The sequence below is a fragment of the Streptomyces sp. NPDC052023 genome, from assembly GCF_044548465.1.
GTDB lineage: Bacteria > Actinomycetota > Actinomycetes > Streptomycetales > Streptomycetaceae > Streptomyces.
This window is the reverse complement of sequence record NZ_JBIUBW010000002.1, coordinates 57,633-73,708: the sequence shown is the minus strand read 5'-3', so window position 1 is coordinate 73,708 and position 16,076 is coordinate 57,633. Positions and strand designations below refer to the sequence as shown.

Sequence of the window (16,076 nt, the reverse complement as noted above, 5' to 3'; positions counted from 1 at the left end):
CCGGCCAAGCTCGTTATCACCGTCCTCCGCGAGGTCGTGGCCAGCACCCCCGCATGCCGCGCTCTCGCCAGAAGCAGGTCGAAGTGTCCGGGAAACATGCTGCCGTCGTGCTCCTGCTGAAGCGCGACGGCAGCTTCCAGCATGGGAAGGGTCACGTCAGCGGCTCGGACGTCGGCGGTTCACGTCCGCCGGTTGCGGCTGCACGACCGGAACAGCGGGTGCACCCGTGTCCGGCGGCAGGTGGGTGCTGCGAGCACTGCGGGTGGCCGCGCTCCGCACCCGCTGGCTGACTCGCTCGGCGGTGGCGTTCCGCAAGCGCCAGACCAGGACCTCGGCCGGTCGGTCCGCGGTGTCGAGTTCCCGTTGCCCGGACAGGTCGGCCAAGGCCCGGCGGGGCGGGGTGCCAGCGGACTCGGCCTGGGCGAGGGCGGTGGCCAGCGCGGGCCAAGCCGGGTCGGCCAGGATGCGGTGTGCGTGCTCGGGGATCGTGGCTCGGACGGCTGCCGCGAGCCGATCCTGTGCTTGGGGACTCGGGGCGCGTGCGGCGAGCTGAGCAAGGGCCGGCCGGGCGGCCTGCTGGCGGGCGGCCCGGAGGTGGACGAGGGACTGCTGGGCGGCTGCCGCCTGCTGCTCGTGACCGCGCTGGGCGTGCCACTCGGTGAGGGCAATGAGTAGGAAGACGGCTGAGGCGAGCACCGCGGCGACGAAGTCGCCGTCCTTGCCGGTGGGTGCGGTCAGCAGCGTCCTTCCGGCCTGACGCAGGGCGTCGGCGGCCCGGTGCTCGGCTCGGATGGCGGAGCGGTTGGCGCGGTTGAAGGCGATGGCTGCCGCTTGCAGTTCAGCCCGGAGCTGGCGCGGCGCCGAGACTGCGGTGTTGTGCAGCAGCTCGGCGAATGCCGCAGCCTGAGCCTGCACTTGGGCGTCGACTTCACCTCCTTCCGTTTCGCCGTTGGCCCTGGTGACGAGCGCATAGGCGGTGCGCAGCTCCCCATCGGCGTGCCGCCAGGAGTCGCCTGCCTCTGCCCGGCTCGCGTGCAACGCTGTGGCCTGCCCTGCAGCCTCGCCTTCGGCCGGACCGAAGCGCTCGCGGAGCCGGTTCAGGGACAGGTCCGGAGCGAGTGCGGAGCCGCTGTAGAAGATGGGCTCGCCCTTGGCATCGGTGTCGTCGGCGGTGGCGAGGCTGTAGCCGGTGACTTCCCCGGTGACGGGACCGAGACGGGGTCGGACCTTGATCCCGAGAGACGTCAGCACGGCGAAGAACTCGTCCTCGTCGCGGGCTGCCGCCGCGGCGGCGTAGGCGTGCTCGCGAAGCCAGACCCGTGCTGTGTTCTTGTGGCCCTGCCGCTCGGCCTTGGCGACCTCCGGCCCGGTCGGCGTCTTCGGCGCTGTCGCGTCACCGGACTTCAGCCGGCGCAGGCCGAGTTCTGCCTCGATTCTGCGGCATTCGGCCTGGGCCCGTCGGCCGTCACCCTTGTTGCGGGGGCGGCGGCCGTCTTCTCGGACACTGGTCGCCATGATGTGAATGTGGTCCTCGGCGTGCCGTACGGCGATCCACCTGCAGGCCGCGTCGTCACCGTGTTCGGCGATGCCAGTGGCGTGGACGATGCGGCGGGCGACCTCGGCCCACTCTTCGTCGGTGAGGTAGCGGTCGCCCGGTGCGGTGCGGACGGGGCAGTGCCACACGTGCTGCGGCACCTTCTTGCCCAGCCGCTGTTCGCGAAGCTTCACCGGCTGGTCGAGGTAGTCGGCCAGTTCGCTGAGAGCGTCGTGGTGTTGGTCGAGGGGAATGCGGCCGGGGTCGTTGATGCCGGGCATCGCGAACGCGGCGACGATGTGCGGGTCGGTGTGCTCGTTACGGCGGCCGGGGCCGAAGAGGTAGGAGAGGAGGCCGCGGCTGCGGTCGCCGGTGGAGACGTCAGGCACCACGGTGACCACCTCCGGCCAGGGTCTGGTCCAGCAGCAGACGGGTGCGCTGGGCGACCTGGTGAAGCTCGTTGAGGATCTCTTCGGCTCGGTCGGGCAGCTCTCCTTGGTGGACAGCGCGGACGAGCTGGTTGAGGTTGTTCCCGGTGCGGCCGAACTCCCTGATCAGCCTGCCGAACAGAATCATCAGGTCCTGGGTGGCCTGTGGGGACGGGAGCGGGGCGACGCCTTCGGGACGGCGGTCGGACAGGTAGGCGTGGGCGAAGGTGAGGGCGCAGTCCATGAGGTAGGCCGAGCGGGAGCGCTTCGCCTTACGGGCGGCGAGGTCGATGAAGGCACGCTCCGCCGGTTCGGCCGAGCAGGTCAGTTGCAGGGTGCGCTTGGTCCCGGAGCGGGGCCGGTAGAGCACCTCGCTCAGGTGCCGGCGGCGCTCGGCGCCGGGTGCGATGTCGGCGTGAGCAAGGGCAGGGACATCGTTGGCGGCGACACCGTGGTGCATGAACACGTCGGTGTTCACGGTCGGCGCGATGCGTACGACAGGGGCGGCGGTTGGCTCGCTCGGCTCGGCGGGCGGCTGCGTGTTCTGGTGGAGGCCGCGCTCGGCCTCCCCGCCCGTTTCTGTCCCGGCCCCGTGGGCCGGGCCGGCCTCCGCCCCCGCGGGAGCGGACACGAGCGCGAAGTCCGCATCGCCCCAGGCGATGTGGACTTCGCCCCAGCTCGCTCCGCTGTCGGGTGGAGGGCGACCCCGTCAAAGCCCTGGTCGGGCGTGGGCGGGTGCGCTGCGAGGAGGCTACGGGGCGGCGAGGACTTGGCGGGCTTGGCCTTGCGGGAGAACGGATTACGGCTCACGGGAAGTTTGGAGGCTCCTGCCTGTGTGTGGTGTGGAGTGGGCGAGGCGAGTGCCCGGGGACTCGACGGCTTGGCCCAGCCGGGCATCTCGTGTAGTGGACCGGGAAGAGGGCGTTGCCCGGAATCGGTTCGGTTCCGGGCAACGCCTTGCGATGAAGGTCAGTCGACCGGGTGCGGACGGGCGTTGGTGCCCTCCCGCACCAGGGCCATCGCTTCAACGAGCCGACCGGTGCCGGCGCCGAGTCCGGCGTCTGTGATGGCTTTACGGGCGCTGTCGCGGGTCAGTCCGGAACACCCTGGATGGGCGGCGCTGATGACGCTGGCCAGCTCGGCGATGGAGGCCATCGCGGGGCGTCCACCGAGGTTGGTCGCCGGAGGTTGACCAGAATCCCCTTGGGTGCTTTGGCCTGCGCTTTCACGCCCCCGTCCGGGCCCGTCGTCGCCGTCGTCCGGATCATCGTCCTTGTCGCGTCCTGTTTCGGACGGGGTTTCGTCCGCCGCAGGTGAGGGGGCGGTCTCGGCGGCCACTCGGGTGGGCTCCTGCTGCTTCGGCGGGGCTGCCGTGGACAGGCCCGCGCGGGCGGTGTACGGAATCCCGGCCGCTTGCTCCGGTGCAGGTTGCGTACCGTCCTGATCTTCAGGGGCGGTCGTGGTCACCGACGTTCGGGCGGCGGAGGTACCGCCGTAGCGGGTGATCAGGATGTGCAGGTGGGTCGCTCCGGCCAGGGCGAGCGGTGCGACGGCGGACAGCACGGTGACGGTGCCGTCGCCCAGGCGGAGGGTGGCTGCGCCGGGCCTGTTCAGGGCCAGGGCGTGCAGACCGTTGGCCCAGATGCTGGCGGCGGTCGCCGTGCTGAACAGCGTCCACGCGTACAGCCGTGCGGGCATCGGCGCTTCGCGCAGGACCAGCAGGGCGCGGACGCCGTAGGCGATGAACCCGTCGATCACTACCGGGAAGAGGTAGGCCAGCTGGTCGCGGACGTGGACGGCGGTGGCCATCTGCCGCAGCGCGTCGTAGGAGAGGGCGCATCCGGCGATGCCGAGCAGGATGATGGCGAGCCGGTCCCACCAGGTGGCGCGGTGACGGCTGGCCGGTGCGGCGGGTATGGCGGTGTCGGTCATGGGCGTGGGTACCCCTCGGGGTGTGGTCTGGAAGGTGGTGCGTGGTGATCCGTCTTGGCCGTCTTGTCGTTGACGCAGCAGGTCAGAGGCGGTACGGCAGGCGGGCGACATGGCGTCTCAGCGCCGTGCGGGAGGCGTCCCCGCCGAGCGGTCACGATCCGCTGGCGGACACGTCGGTGGGCGGGCGCGCCGGAAGTGCCGTGTCGTCGCATCGGGTGCCGGGACGGATGGCTATCCGTCTTGGGACGCTGTGCCGTCTTGGCTAGAACGGCTCTGACCTGCACTTATACGGCTGGGACGGCAGGGACGGCACGAGACGGATATGGATGGGGTCGCCTGCAGGGTTCGCGATGGCAGGCGGGCGTTTCGCGCTGCGGTCGCCCGGTATGGGTGCCGCCGACGAGCGGCCGACGGCACCCACGCGGGTCACTTGGCCGGTGTGTCTCTGCTGTCGTCCGAGCCGGTGTCGGGGTGAACGGTGGGGCAGTAGCGCTTCCAGGCGTCGGCGAACTTCGCCCGGGTGTAGCCCTTGAGCTGATTCCCGTCGGGCATGCGGACGTTGCCGGAGCGGATGCCGTACTCGCGCAGCAGCCCGGACAGCGCGCGCGGGTTCAGGCCACCGCGCCCGGCTTCGGCCCAAGGGCCTCGGGGTCGGAGTTGAGCCGGTAGAGCAGGGCGTCGGTGCACACGCTCTCGGGGTCACCTGCGGCGGCGAAGGCGCGGCGGATGTCGGCGAGGATCCGGGCGTTGGAGGGGTTGTCCTCCTCGGCCTGGGCCTCGGCGGTGACCATCTGCGCGCATGCGGCGCGGGCGCGCTCGGGCCAGGTGCCGCCCGCGAGGTCGGCGACGATCACCAAGGGCTCCCAGGTGTCGGCCGCCCGGTCCTCGACCGGCATCTTCGGCTCCAGGTGGAGGGCCTGTTCGGCCACCGAGGTGGTCCAGCACGCCAGGCGAGCCCGTAGGGAGCGCAGGGCGGGGCTGTCGCGGCGGGTGCGGTACGGGCTCACCTGCTCGCCCTCCGCGCGGCGGCGCATCCGGATCACGACAGACCGGTCCATGATCGTGTCGGGCAGGTCGCCGATGCCGGCGAGCGCCGCCATGGCGAAGGTCGCGAAGGAGTGGGGTGTGTGCTCCTTGCCGACCACCCGCAGCACCGGTCGGCCGCGCTGGTGCCCGGCGTTGAGCAGGCCGCGCATCTCCTCGTTCTTCTCGGCGACCTTGGGGCTGCCGAAGATGGTGTCGGCTTCGTCCACGAGGAGGGTCGGCGGCTCGTCCGAGATCGATCGGAAGATGGCCGCTGCCGTGGAGTTCACGGTGATGACGGGCTTGTGGACCGTCTCGGTGAGCAGGTCGAGCAGGCGGGATTTCCCGCACCGCTTCGCCGGGCCGACCACGGCCAGACGCGGGGCGTGCTGCCACACCTGTTGGAGGTGGGTGGCTGCGATCCACAGCACGGTTGCGTCCAGTGCCTGCTCGCTCGGGAGGACCACGAAGCGGGCCAGGGCGGTGCGCAGCTCGTCCAGCAGCGCGGCGGCGTCCGGCTGCCCGCGGTCCGGTGACGGGGCGCCGGTCGGATGGGGTGCCGCAGGGGCGGAGGGGGCGGTACTCTCGTTCACGGAGATCCTCACTCGGCGGCTCCGGGGGGCAACCCGGTCCGCCGCAGTCGACTGTCCTGGGATGGGCGGTGGCGAGGTTTCCTGCAGCCCCCGGTGTTCGTAGCGCCGGGGGTTTTCGCGTTCCTCGGGACACCTACGTGATTCAACCTCCTGGCGATTCGATTGCAGATGCCCTTATGGCATAAGTGTGCACGAGCGTCCGTCTCAAGTCAACCGTTCAGTGCATGGAAAGATTAACCTCCTCTGGCATGTTCGATGCTCAAGCCCATAGTGACGCGCGCCACATGTGCGAGTATTCGCTTGCAGGTTGGGGTATCCATGCTGGTATGGTTTAGGGGTGGAGGCGTGACGACCTCCGCTTGCCGAGAAGGAGAAGGGAGGTGAAAGAAGTGGACGATGCCAAGCCGCAGCGCTGGGCTCCGCCGGAGGGGGAAGCCCTGGTGGCGCACAACCTGAAGGTCCTACGGATGACGGCCCGCCTGTCCCAGGAGGACATGGCGGAGCGCATGCGCCGCCTGGGCTTCAAGATGCACCAGACCCAGATCGCCAAGATCGAGAACGGTACCCGGGGCATCAGCTTCAACGAGGCGCTCGGCTTCGCCAAGGCCCTCGGCGTCCCTGCTGGCAACTTCATGCTCGAAGCCGTCGCCAGCCACGACGATCCCCACCGGGAGCTGCAGGAAGCCGCCTTCGACATCCAGAAGGCCGAACAGGAGCACCAGGTCGCCCAAGACCTCGCCGACGCCGCGAAGGCCAGACTTGAGGCCGTGGAAGCCCGATACGACGAGATCGCCGAGCGCCTCGGCGTCGAGCCCGACCCGGGGAGTCTCTCCTTCTACCCGGCTCCGAACTCGCCCGGGGACCCGCTCCGCAGCGGCTCAGCCGACGACGAGTAGCCGCTCGGCGGAGATCTTCTCAGACGCCTGGGCGCGGTCCCTGTAGCCCGTCCGCCGCCCCCACCCACCGCTGTCCCTCGGTGCTACGAACACCGAGGGATACCAGCGTGGATACCGATCCAAGCCCACCGCCCATCCCGGACAGTCCAGCGGTCGCGTTGCCCCGTGACCGCCGAAAGGCAATCCTGCATGCCCACCACCCCGCCCCCTCTCGCCCGCATCGCCGACGCGCTCGGCGTCCCCGAGCAGCGGCTCCGCACCCTCGTGCTGGAACACGCGGCACCCACCCCTGACACGACCCTCGCCGCGCTCACTGTCGAGGAGGCCGCCCGCCGCCTCGGCGTCGGCCGCACCACCATGTACGCGCTCATCGCCTCAGGCGAGGTCGGCTCCGTCCTGATAGGCCGCCTGCGTCGAGTGCCGGCCGAGGCCCTGGCCACCTACCTCGCCAGCCGCTCCCAGGCAGCCGACCCGACCGCCGCCCACGCGGCCTGAAGGGGGCGGACATGGCCAAGACTCGCCAGCCCAACGGTGCCTCCTCGATCTTCCTCGGCAAGGACGGCAAGTGGCACGGCTACGTGACCGTCGGCGTCAAGGACGACGGCAAGCCCGATCGGCGCCACGTCAAGCGCAAGACCCGCGCCGACGCCACCAAGGCGGTCCGCGAACTGGAGCGCAAGCGCGACTCCGGCACCGTCGGCAAGGCCGGGCAGACCTGGACCGTCACGACCTGGCTGACCCATTGGGTCGAGAACATCGCCGCACCACACGTGGGCGAGAACACCATCGACGGCTACCGCGTCGCCGTCCACCACCACCTCATACCCGGCCTCGGCGCGCACCGTCTCCCCAAGCTGGAGCCCGAGCACTTGGAGCGCTTCTACGCCAAGATGCAGAAGGCCGGCAGCGCCGCCGGTACCGCGCACCAGGTCCACCGCACCGTGCGCACGGCCCTCAACGAGGCGGTGCGCCGAGGCCACCTCACCGTCAACCCCGCCTCCGTCGCCAAGGCGCCGCGCCTGGAGGAGGAAGAGGTCGAGCCCTACACGGTCGAGGAAGTGCAGAAGCTCCTCGACCTGGCCAACAAGACCCGGCACCCGGCGCGCTGGGTCATATCCCTGGCACTCGGGCTGCGCCAGGGCGAGGTCCTCGGTCTCAAGTGGACGGACGTCGACTTCGAGCTGCGGGTCATGACGGTCCACCGCAACCGGCTGCGGCCACGGTACGAGCACGGCTGCGGCAACCGCTGCGGGCGCAAGCCCGGCTTCTGCCCGCAGAAGGTCAACATCCGCCGCGAGACCAAGGACACCAAGTCTCGCGCCGGACGCCGGCCGATCGGCATCCCCGACCCGCTGGTACAGCTCCTGCTCCAGCACCGGCGTGAGCAGGAGCGCGAACGGCGACTGGCCGGCGACCTCTGGACGGAGAAGGGGTACGTCTTCGCCTCCCCGACTGGCGAGCCCCTCAACCCGAACACCGACCACCATGAGTGGAAGGATCTCCTCAAGGCGGCGGGCCTACGCTCGGGCCGCCTCCACGACGCCCGTCACACGGCGGCGACCGTCCTGCTGATCCTCGGCGTACCGGACACGGTCGTTGACGCGATCATGGGCTGGGAGCCCGGCAAGTCCGCCCGGATGCGTCGCCGCTACCAGCACCTCACCAACCGGGTGCTCACGGACACCGCCGACAAGATCGGCGGCCTCCTCTGGCCGCTGCCTGAGGAGCCTCCTGCCGGTTGACCGGCTCTGGTCCCAGGCCGGCAAGGGGTCGGCCCGAACGCATCGGGGTTCGGGCCGACCCCATCGAGCTGGCTGTGCACGCCCACCGAAGTCCTACTCTTCGGCGAGCTGCTCTTCGCCTTGCTCGGTGGTGTAGGGCCGACCAGCCTGGTCCGTGATGACGGCGACTGACGTGGGCAGAACCTCGACCCGGAGCATGGGCCATGCCAGGGGATCGCCACGACCATCGACGTAGAGCAGGTGACGCACGTAGGCGCCCACGAGGAAATCCCGTTCGGCGAGCTCGTGGACGTAGCCCTCAAGTGTCTTCTCCGCGTCCCGGTTGTCACGCACACTGTGAAGCTCTGGGGCGATGTCCAGGTAGTCCCGGAGCAGGTCCAGGAACTCCACGATCAAGGACTCTTCGTCGTCAGGAAGACCGTCCGGCAGGGCGTACTCGAACGCCACACTTGTCTTGATCATGTTCCATAGAGGGTTTCCCCGGGTGATCAGTGCCAACGCCCGGGGCTGCGGGAAAGCCGGGTCGGGAACGAGCTTCACGCCGCCTGAGGCGCCGTCGTCCAGTGAGCGCCGGACCCAAGCGGCATGCCGCTCCTTGATCTCCCTGAGTCGCTCAATCGTGAAGTGGGCTGGTTGATCATCGACCTGCTTGTGGTGCCTACTGCACAACAGCAGCAGATTCGTATGGCTGTGCTTGGAGGCGTCGTCCAGGTCCCCCGCCCGCGGACCGCCTTTGGAACGAGCCACGATGTGTGCCTCTTCGCCGAACACAGACGGATCATCACAGTCCGTCCCTGGGGTGATCACCTCGCCACGGCAGATTGAACATCTCCCGCCGGCTTCAGCCCACACAATCTTGCGCGTCTTCTCGGAGACCCCCATGCGTGGCACCTTGCCAGAAGTTCAGGTCGGCGCAGAAGAACCAGGCCAGCTTCTTCTGCGCGCAGGGAGCCGTCACCGCCGGATCGCGGCAACTGCAACCCGAACTGCAACCCTCAACGTCGAAGGGCCCCACCGCAAGCGGTGGGGCCCTTCGACATCGTGCCCGGTGAGGCACTGGCGGAGGATACGAGATTCGAACTCGTGAGGGGTTGCCCCCAACACGCTTTCCAAGCGTGCGCCCTAGGCCTCTAGGCGAATCCTCCGCCGGAAACATTACATGACCGAGAGGAGTGCTCGCGAACTCGTTCCCGCACCTCAGCATCAGGTAGGCTGTGCGAAGCCCCTCACGCGGCGCTATCTGACTGAACTCCCCCAGGGCCGGAAGGCAGCAAGGGTAGGTCGGCTCTGGCGGGTGCGTGGGGGGCGTTTGCGTGTCCGGGGTCTCGGAGGATCCCGCAGACCCTCGGGTTCCGGGGCGGATCCCGTTGTCGGTGGCCGCCTATAACCTCGTAGGCGTGTCGTCTCTCGCGCTGTACCGCCGCTATCGCCCGGAGTCGTTCGCCGAGGTCATCGGGCAGGAGCATGTAACCGACCCGCTGCAGCAGGCGCTGCGGAACAACCGGGTCAATCACGCGTACCTGTTCAGCGGTCCGCGTGGCTGCGGCAAGACGACCAGCGCCCGGATCCTGGCCCGCTGCCTGAACTGCGAGCAGGGGCCGACGCCGACGCCGTGCGGTGAGTGCCAGTCGTGCCAGGACCTCGCGCGCAACGGCCCCGGTTCGATCGACGTCATCGAGATCGACGCCGCTTCGCACGGTGGTGTGGACGACGCCCGTGAGCTGCGGGAAAAGGCCTTCTTCGGGCCCGCGGGCAGCCGCTACAAGATCTACATCATCGACGAGGCCCACATGGTCACGTCGGCCGGTTTCAACGCGCTCCTCAAGGTCGTCGAGGAGCCCCCGGAGCACCTGAAGTTCATCTTCGCCACCACCGAGCCCGAGAAGGTCATCGGGACCATCCGATCGCGTACGCACCACTACCCGTTCCGCCTGGTGCCCCCCGGGACCCTGCGGGACTACCTCGGCGAGGTGTGCCGCCAGGAGGACATCCCGGTCGAGGACGGTGTCCTGCCGCTCGTCGTGCGGGCCGGCGCCGGATCCGTACGTGACTCCATGTCCGTCATGGACCAGCTGCTCGCCGGCGCCGGTGCGGACGGTGTGACGTACGCCATGGCCACGTCGCTGCTGGGCTACACGGACGGTTCCCTGCTCGACTCCGTCGTCGAGGCGTTCGCCACGGGTGACGGCGCCGCCGCCTTCGAGGTCGTCGACCGCGTGATCGAGGGCGGCAACGACCCGCGCCGCTTCGTCGCGGACCTGCTGGAGCGGCTGCGGGACCTGGTCATCCTCGCGGCGGTTCCGGACGCCGTGGAGAAGGGGCTGATCGACGCCCCCGCCGACGTGCTGGAGCGGATGCAGGCCCAGGCGGGCACGTTCGGCCCCGCCGAGCTGAGCCGCGCCGCCGACCTCGTCAACGAGGGCCTGACCGAGATGCGCGGCGCGACCTCCCCGCGCCTGCAACTCGAGCTGATCTGCGCGCGCGTCCTGCTGCCGGCGGCCTACGGCGACGAACGTTCGACGATGGCCCGCCTCGACCGCCTGGAGCGGGGCGTGAACTTCTCCGCGGGCGCCGGCGCGCCCGCCATGGGGTACGTGCCCGGTCCCGACGTGCACGCGGGAGCGCCCGCGGGCCCGGCCACCGGTGCGCCCGTTCCGCCGGGCGGCGGGGTCGCGGCGGCCCGTGCCGCCGTACGGGCCTCGGGCGGCGGTACGCCGGAGCCGGGCGGGGGCCAGGCCGGTCCCGGCGACCAGCGGGGTGACGTACCCCCCGGCGGTCAGGGCGCCCCCGCGGCCCCCGGCGCGGGCGAGCCCGCCCCGCAGCCGCCCTCGGCACCCGCGCCCACCGCGCCCCCGGCGCAACCCTCCGCCCCGGCCGCGCCCGGCGCCTGGCCCACCGCGGTTCCCGCCGGTTCCGGCGCAGCCGCCCGGCGCCCCGGCGGCTGGCCCACGGCCGCGCCTCCCGGCGGCGCCCGCTCCTCGACGGCTCCCGTTCCCGCCCCACAGGCACCCGCACCGGCGCCCACACCCCCGCCCGCGTCGGCCCCGCCGGCCTCCCCACCCGCGCAAGGCGGCCTCGACCCCCGTTCCCTCTGGCCGAACATCCTCGAAGCGGTGAAGAACCGCCGCCGTTTCACCTGGATCCTCCTCAGCCAGAACGCCCAGATCGCGGGCTTCGACGGCACCACCCTGCAACTCGGCTTCGTCAACGTCGGCGCCCGCGACAACTTCGCGAGCAGCGGCAGCGAGGACGTACTGCGGCAGGCACTGGCCGAGCAGTTCAACGTCCACTGGAAGATCGAGGCCCTCGTCGACCCCTCGGGCGGCGGCTCGGTTCCCCCGCCGCCGGGCAGCGGCGGCGGGGGCGGTTACGGCGGCGGGACGTCCGGCGGTCACGGCGGCGGAGGCGGCGCCACGGGTCAGGGCGGTGGCAGCGCCGCGAACGGTGGCTACGGCGGCGGCACGCAGGCAGGCACCGGCGGCGGTGCCGCGACCGCCCAGCGCCCGGCGCCCACGCAGCCCACCTCGGCCGCGCCCGCCCAGGCCGGTGCGTCACCGGCTGCGGCGGCCGTCCCCACCCACACCCCGGCGCGGCCCTCCGCGCCGGAACCGCCTCCCGTCTCCATCGAGGACGACATCCCCGAGGACGACGACCCCGACCTGGACGAGTCGGCCCTCTCCGGCCAGGAACTGATCGTGCGGGAGCTGGGGGCGACGGTGATGGACGAGTTCTCGAACGACTGAGGCCCCGCCGCCGCGGGGGCGTGCGGGGACCGGGGCGGAAGCTGCGGCGGCCCAAGAGCGGCGGCTCGTCACGATGCCCGGCAGGCGCCCCCTTCGGAGAAACGCACAACGCCTCGCCCTCCCCTCCTTGGGCATCCCCCACAAACCCGCCCCGCCCGCTCCCGTTAGGCTGACCCCGTGAAGGTCCTCGTCATCGGTACCGGCGCCCGCGAACACGCCCTGTGCCGCTCCCTGTCCCTCGACCCCGCCGTCACCGCGCTGCACTGCGCCCCCGGCAACGCCGGCATCGCCGAGGTGGCCGAGCTGCACCCGGTCGACGCGCTGGACGGCGCTGCCGTGACCGCCCTGGCCGAACGGCTCGGCGCCGACCTGGTGGTCGTCGGCCCGGAGGCCCCGCTGGTCGCGGGGGTCGCGGACGCCGTGCGTGAGGCGGGTATCGCCGTCTTCGGCCCCTCGAAGGAGGCCGCGCGACTGGAGGGCTCCAAGGCGTTCGCCAAGGACGTCATGGCCGCGGCCGGGGTCCCGACCGCCCGCTCGTACGTCTGCACGACGGAAGCGGAGGTCGACGAGGCCCTCGACGCCTTCGGCCCGCCGTACGTCGTCAAGGACGACGGCCTCGCCGCGGGCAAGGGCGTCGTCGTCACCGCCGACCTCGCCGCCGCGAGGGCGCACGCCGCCGCCTGCGACCGGGTCGTCATCGAGGAGTACCTGGACGGCCCCGAGGTCTCCCTCTTCGCGGTGACCGACGGTGAGACGGTCCTCCCGCTCCAGCCGGCCCAGGACTTCAAGCGCGCGCTCGACAACGACGAGGGCCCGAACACCGGCGGCATGGGCGCGTACTCGCCGCTGCCCTGGGCCGACCCGAAGCTCGTGGACGACGTCCTGGGGAGCGTGCTCCAGCCCACCGTCGACGAGCTGCGCCGCCGCGGCACGCCCTTCTCCGGCCTCCTCTACGCCGGTCTGGCGATCACCGGCCGGGGCGTACGGGTCATCGAGTTCAACGCCCGTTTCGGCGACCCGGAGACCCAGGTCGTCCTGGCCCGCCTGAAGACCCCGCTCGCGGGCATCCTGATGGCCGCCGCCACCGGCAACCTCGCGAGCCTCGAACCCCTTCGCTGGAGCGACGAGGCGGCCGTCACCGTCGTCATCGCCTCGCACAACTACCCCGGCACCCCACGTACGGGCGACCCGATCACCGGCCTCGACGCGGTGGCCGCGCAGGACGCCCCGCACGCCTACGTCCTGCACGCGGGCACCAAACGGGACGGCGACAGCGTCGTCAGCGCGGGCGGCCGGGTCCTGTCCGTCACCGCGACGGGCGGCGATCTCACCGAGGCCCGCGAACGGGCGTACCGCGCCGTCACCCGCGTCCACCTGGACGGCTCCCAGCACCGGACGGACATCGCGGCGAAGGCGGCGACGGGCGCCTAGCCCGAATCCTGCCCCGCCCCCTCGCCAGCCGCCTGACCAGGCACTCCGTAGGCCCCGGATTCCTCTCGGATCCGGGGCCTGATCCTTGCCCTGCGTCATGCACCTTTCCCCAGAGCCATTCCATCGAGTGACCGATGTCCTATCCGGCTGACGGGGGCCGGGGCCCCAACTAGGGTGCGGCGCAAGCGTTCCGGCACTTGGCCCACCGGCATTGCGATGTCAGTGGTGGGTGCCACAGTGGGGGAGTGAGCAACGCCAGGACAGCCAGCAATGCCAGGACGGGAGGGGGTGAGGTCCGGACGTGATGGGCATCGGTGTGGAGACAGGGACACTGACGGCGCGTGCCCGCGCGCTGGCCGTGCTGCGGGTCCGCAGCAGGGCGCTCGCCGTCGCCGTGCTGCCCGCGGCCGTGGCCGTGGTCCTGCTGGCGGGCGGTTCCACCGGCCATCTCGCAGGCAGGGGGTGGGACGGCGCCCGCTGGGCGGTGAGCGTCGTCGCGCTCTTCGTGCTGCTGGCCGCCGGTGGCTTCGCGCTGCTCCTCGCCCGCGCCCGCCCCGCCATGAGCCCGACGGTCCCGATCGCCGAGGCGGCCGCCCCCGACCTGTACCGGCTGGTGCGCGACCTCGCCGACCGCCTCGACGTCCCCGCCCCCTCCGCCATAGCGCTCACCCCGGACTGCGACAGCTGGCTGGAGGACCGCACCCATCCGTCCCACGGGCCACCTCCCGGGCCGGACGACCGCGACGAGATGGCGGGTCCCGAGCGACGGCACGGCCATCGCCGTACGACGGCCAGCCCCGTGCTGGTCATCGGCTCCCCGTTCCTGTGGTGGATGCGCGTCGGCGAACTGCGGGCGGTCCTCGCCCCGGTCGTCGCCGGTACGGGACCCTCGGCGCACCCCGACATAGCCGCCGCCCGGCGCTTCGTACGAGCCCTGGACGCCGCGGTTGCCGTGGCCTCGGCGCCGGGCCGCGGGCCAGTGATCCGTACGGTGTACGCGGGCGCCGGCCGGCTGGCCCGCCTGCTACTGCGCAGCTGCCGGGAGCACGCGGCCGAGATGGAGCGCGGGGTCGCCGCCGCGGCGGCCGAGCGTGCACAGGCTGTGGATTACGGGCTGCGGATCGTCGCGCAGGAACAGGTGGGGCTCGCCTACGCCGGCTGGGACCGCCTGCTCACCCGGGTCGCGCTGCCCGCCTGGCGGATGGGCCGCTGGCCGTCACGGCTGGACGCGGGCGTCGTCGCGGCCCTCACCGAGCTGTCCCGGCGCGACCGCCTGGCCGAGGGCTTCGCCTCCCGCCTCGGCGAGCGCCCCGCGTGCGACCTGCTCGAAGAGCCAGGCCTGGTGGACGAAGCCACCTCGCTGCTCGCCGCCCGCCTCTTCCACGGGGGCCCGGCGGAGTCCGGCCCCGACTGGTCGCCGGTGGCCTGGCAGGAGTATCCGGACGAGGTGGTGGACCGGAAGTGGCGCGCCGACGCGGCCCGCCTGCATCGCGTCCTGGACACTCTCGGCGTACGCCGCACCACCCGCGACGCCGACCACGGCCCGACCCTGGCCCGCGTCCTGAACCACCTGACGGACCCGGCCCCCACCTCGGACCCCGAGGACCACGACGCACTGAGCAGCACAGCATCGCCCTCGGTCACGACCCGGAACGCAGCCACCGCTCCCGCGCCCCCGGCCACCCCTGACACAGCCCCGGCCTCGTCCCCGGCCACCGACCCGGCCTCGTCTCAGTCCCCGGCCACCGACCGGCCTTGGTCCCCGGACACGCCCCAGCCCCAGGCCTCGGCCACATCCCGGTCTTCGGCCACGGACCCCGCCTCGGCCACCGACCCGTCGCCGGCCGCCGACCCGACCCCGGCCACCGACCCGACCTCGGGCATCGGGACGGCCCCGGTCACAGGCTCGGCCCCCACCGCCGACCCGGCCCCGGCCCCGAACGCCGCCTCAGCCCCCGGCACCGACCGGGAGAACCTCAACTCCCTCGAAAACTCCGGAGGCCTCAAGACCCCCGCCACCGCCAGCGACTTCACAGACCCCACAGACCCCAAGCACCCGGCAGCCCCCACAGCCCCTACAGCCCCCACAGACCTCATAGCCCTCCAGGACCTCGACGATCCGGACGCCCCGGAGACCCTGGACGACCCGGAGGACCCCGCCCCCTCCGACCCCCGCAGCGCCGCCCTCGCCGCAGGCCTCCGCGCCGAGCTCGCCCGTGAGGAGGCGACCGGCACCCCACCGCGCACCACCGCGCCCGCCCTCACCCCCGACGCCCTCTGGGACGACGGCGCCCTCCCCCTCTTCCCGCTCCAGCCCCCGCGCACCCCCCGCGAGTTGCTCGCCGATCACGTCACGGCGATGGTCTGCTGCGCCGCGATGGACACCGCCGGCGCCACCCCCGGCCTGGACTGGCTCGACGGCCCGTCCCTCCTGGTCAAGGGCGAACGTGCCGCCGACCTGACCCCGCGGGTCCTGAGCCTCATAGAGGACGGCGACCCGGCCCCGCTGAGAGCCTGGCTGGCCGAGGTCGGGATACGCCCGGAGAAGCCCGTACGGCTCGTCTGAGCCCGGCCCGTCCTCGGTCACCGCTCCGGCCCCTCCGTCCCCACTCCTCCCGGAGTCACAGCTTCCGCTTTCGGTCAATTCGAAACGAACAGTGACGGAGTCCGTGCGTAATGTGATGTGCTGGGTACTGAACGCGCACATGGCAAACGCACTCGACATAAGACAGCCCCAGCAAGACAGCCCCAGCA

The 16,076-nt window shown here is 71.8% G+C and carries 10 protein-coding genes, 1 tRNA gene, 1 other RNA gene and 1 pseudogene; 7 read left to right on the top strand and 6 right to left on the bottom strand.

From position 1 onward, the window contains the following. Positions 1–156 precede the first annotated feature (156 nt). From ACIHCM_RS04380 to ACIHCM_RS04365, 4 genes and pseudogenes are all read right to left on the bottom strand, one after another. Positions 157–1,926, bottom strand: coding sequence for a relaxase/mobilization nuclease domain-containing protein (locus tag ACIHCM_RS04380; protein WP_399888911.1), 1,770 nt, complete (start codon positions 1,924–1,926; stop codon positions 157–159). Then, a complete protein-coding gene (locus tag ACIHCM_RS04375) occupies positions 1,916–2,593 on the bottom strand; it encodes a plasmid mobilization protein (protein WP_399888908.1) in 678 nt (225 codons plus the stop codon). The genes ACIHCM_RS04380 and ACIHCM_RS04375 overlap by 11 nt, the downstream gene beginning before the upstream one ends. A gap of 338 nt (positions 2,594–2,931) precedes the next feature. Next, on the bottom strand, positions 2,932–3,894 hold the full coding sequence (locus tag ACIHCM_RS04370; protein ID WP_399888905.1) for a DUF2637 domain-containing protein: 963 nt from the start codon (positions 3,892–3,894) through the stop codon (positions 2,932–2,934). A gap of 426 nt (positions 3,895–4,320) precedes the next feature. Continuing rightward, positions 4,321–5,597 (bottom strand): annotated as a pseudogene (locus ACIHCM_RS04365) (DUF3631 domain-containing protein). Positions 5,598–5,890: 293 nt separating this feature from the next. On the opposite strand from ACIHCM_RS04365, the gene ACIHCM_RS04360 reads away from it, so the two are divergent. From ACIHCM_RS04360 to ACIHCM_RS04350, 3 genes are all read left to right on the top strand, one after another. After that, positions 5,891–6,406 (top strand): helix-turn-helix domain-containing protein, encoded by a 516-nt coding sequence (locus ACIHCM_RS04360; RefSeq protein ID WP_399888902.1) that lies wholly within the window; start codon positions 5,891–5,893, stop codon positions 6,404–6,406. A gap of 189 nt (positions 6,407–6,595) precedes the next feature. Then, positions 6,596–6,901 carry a helix-turn-helix domain-containing protein gene (locus tag ACIHCM_RS04355; RefSeq protein ID WP_398015178.1) on the top strand — a complete coding sequence of 102 codons (306 nt, stop codon included), beginning with the start codon at positions 6,596–6,598 and terminating at the stop codon, positions 6,899–6,901. 11 nt (positions 6,902–6,912) lie between these two features. Further along, positions 6,913–8,148 (top strand): tyrosine-type recombinase/integrase, encoded by a 1,236-nt coding sequence (locus ACIHCM_RS04350; RefSeq protein WP_399888899.1) that lies wholly within the window; start codon positions 6,913–6,915, stop codon positions 8,146–8,148. 93 nt (positions 8,149–8,241) lie between these two features. On the opposite strand, the gene ACIHCM_RS04345 is transcribed toward ACIHCM_RS04350, so the two are convergent. Further along, on the bottom strand, positions 8,242–9,030 hold the full coding sequence (locus ACIHCM_RS04345; protein ID WP_399888896.1) for an HNH endonuclease: 789 nt from the start codon (positions 9,028–9,030) through the stop codon (positions 8,242–8,244). Positions 9,031–9,205: 175 nt separating this feature from the next. Then, positions 9,206–9,293, bottom strand: a tRNA-Ser gene (locus tag ACIHCM_RS04340). A 73-nt stretch (positions 9,294–9,366) separates the two neighbouring features. Between ACIHCM_RS04340 and ffs the strand changes: the two genes are divergently transcribed. The 4 genes from ffs (at position 9,367) to ACIHCM_RS04320 (ending at position 15,888) form a co-directional block, all read left to right on the top strand. Then, positions 9,367–9,461, top strand: an RNA gene (ffs, locus tag ACIHCM_RS04335) — signal recognition particle sRNA small type. 84 nt (positions 9,462–9,545) lie between these two features. Beyond that, entirely contained in the window at positions 9,546–11,891 is a 2,346-nt protein-coding gene (locus ACIHCM_RS04330; protein ID WP_399888893.1) for a DNA polymerase III subunit gamma and tau, read from the top strand. 177 nt (positions 11,892–12,068) lie between these two features. Beyond that, complete coding sequence (gene purD, locus ACIHCM_RS04325; protein WP_399888890.1) at positions 12,069–13,322, top strand: phosphoribosylamine--glycine ligase; 1,254 nt, start codon at positions 12,069–12,071, stop codon at positions 13,320–13,322. 304 nt (positions 13,323–13,626) lie between these two features. Next, on the top strand, positions 13,627–15,888 hold the full coding sequence (locus tag ACIHCM_RS04320; protein ID WP_399888887.1) for a hypothetical protein: 2,262 nt from the start codon (positions 13,627–13,629) through the stop codon (positions 15,886–15,888). The last annotated feature ends 188 nt before the right edge of the window (positions 15,889–16,076 follow it).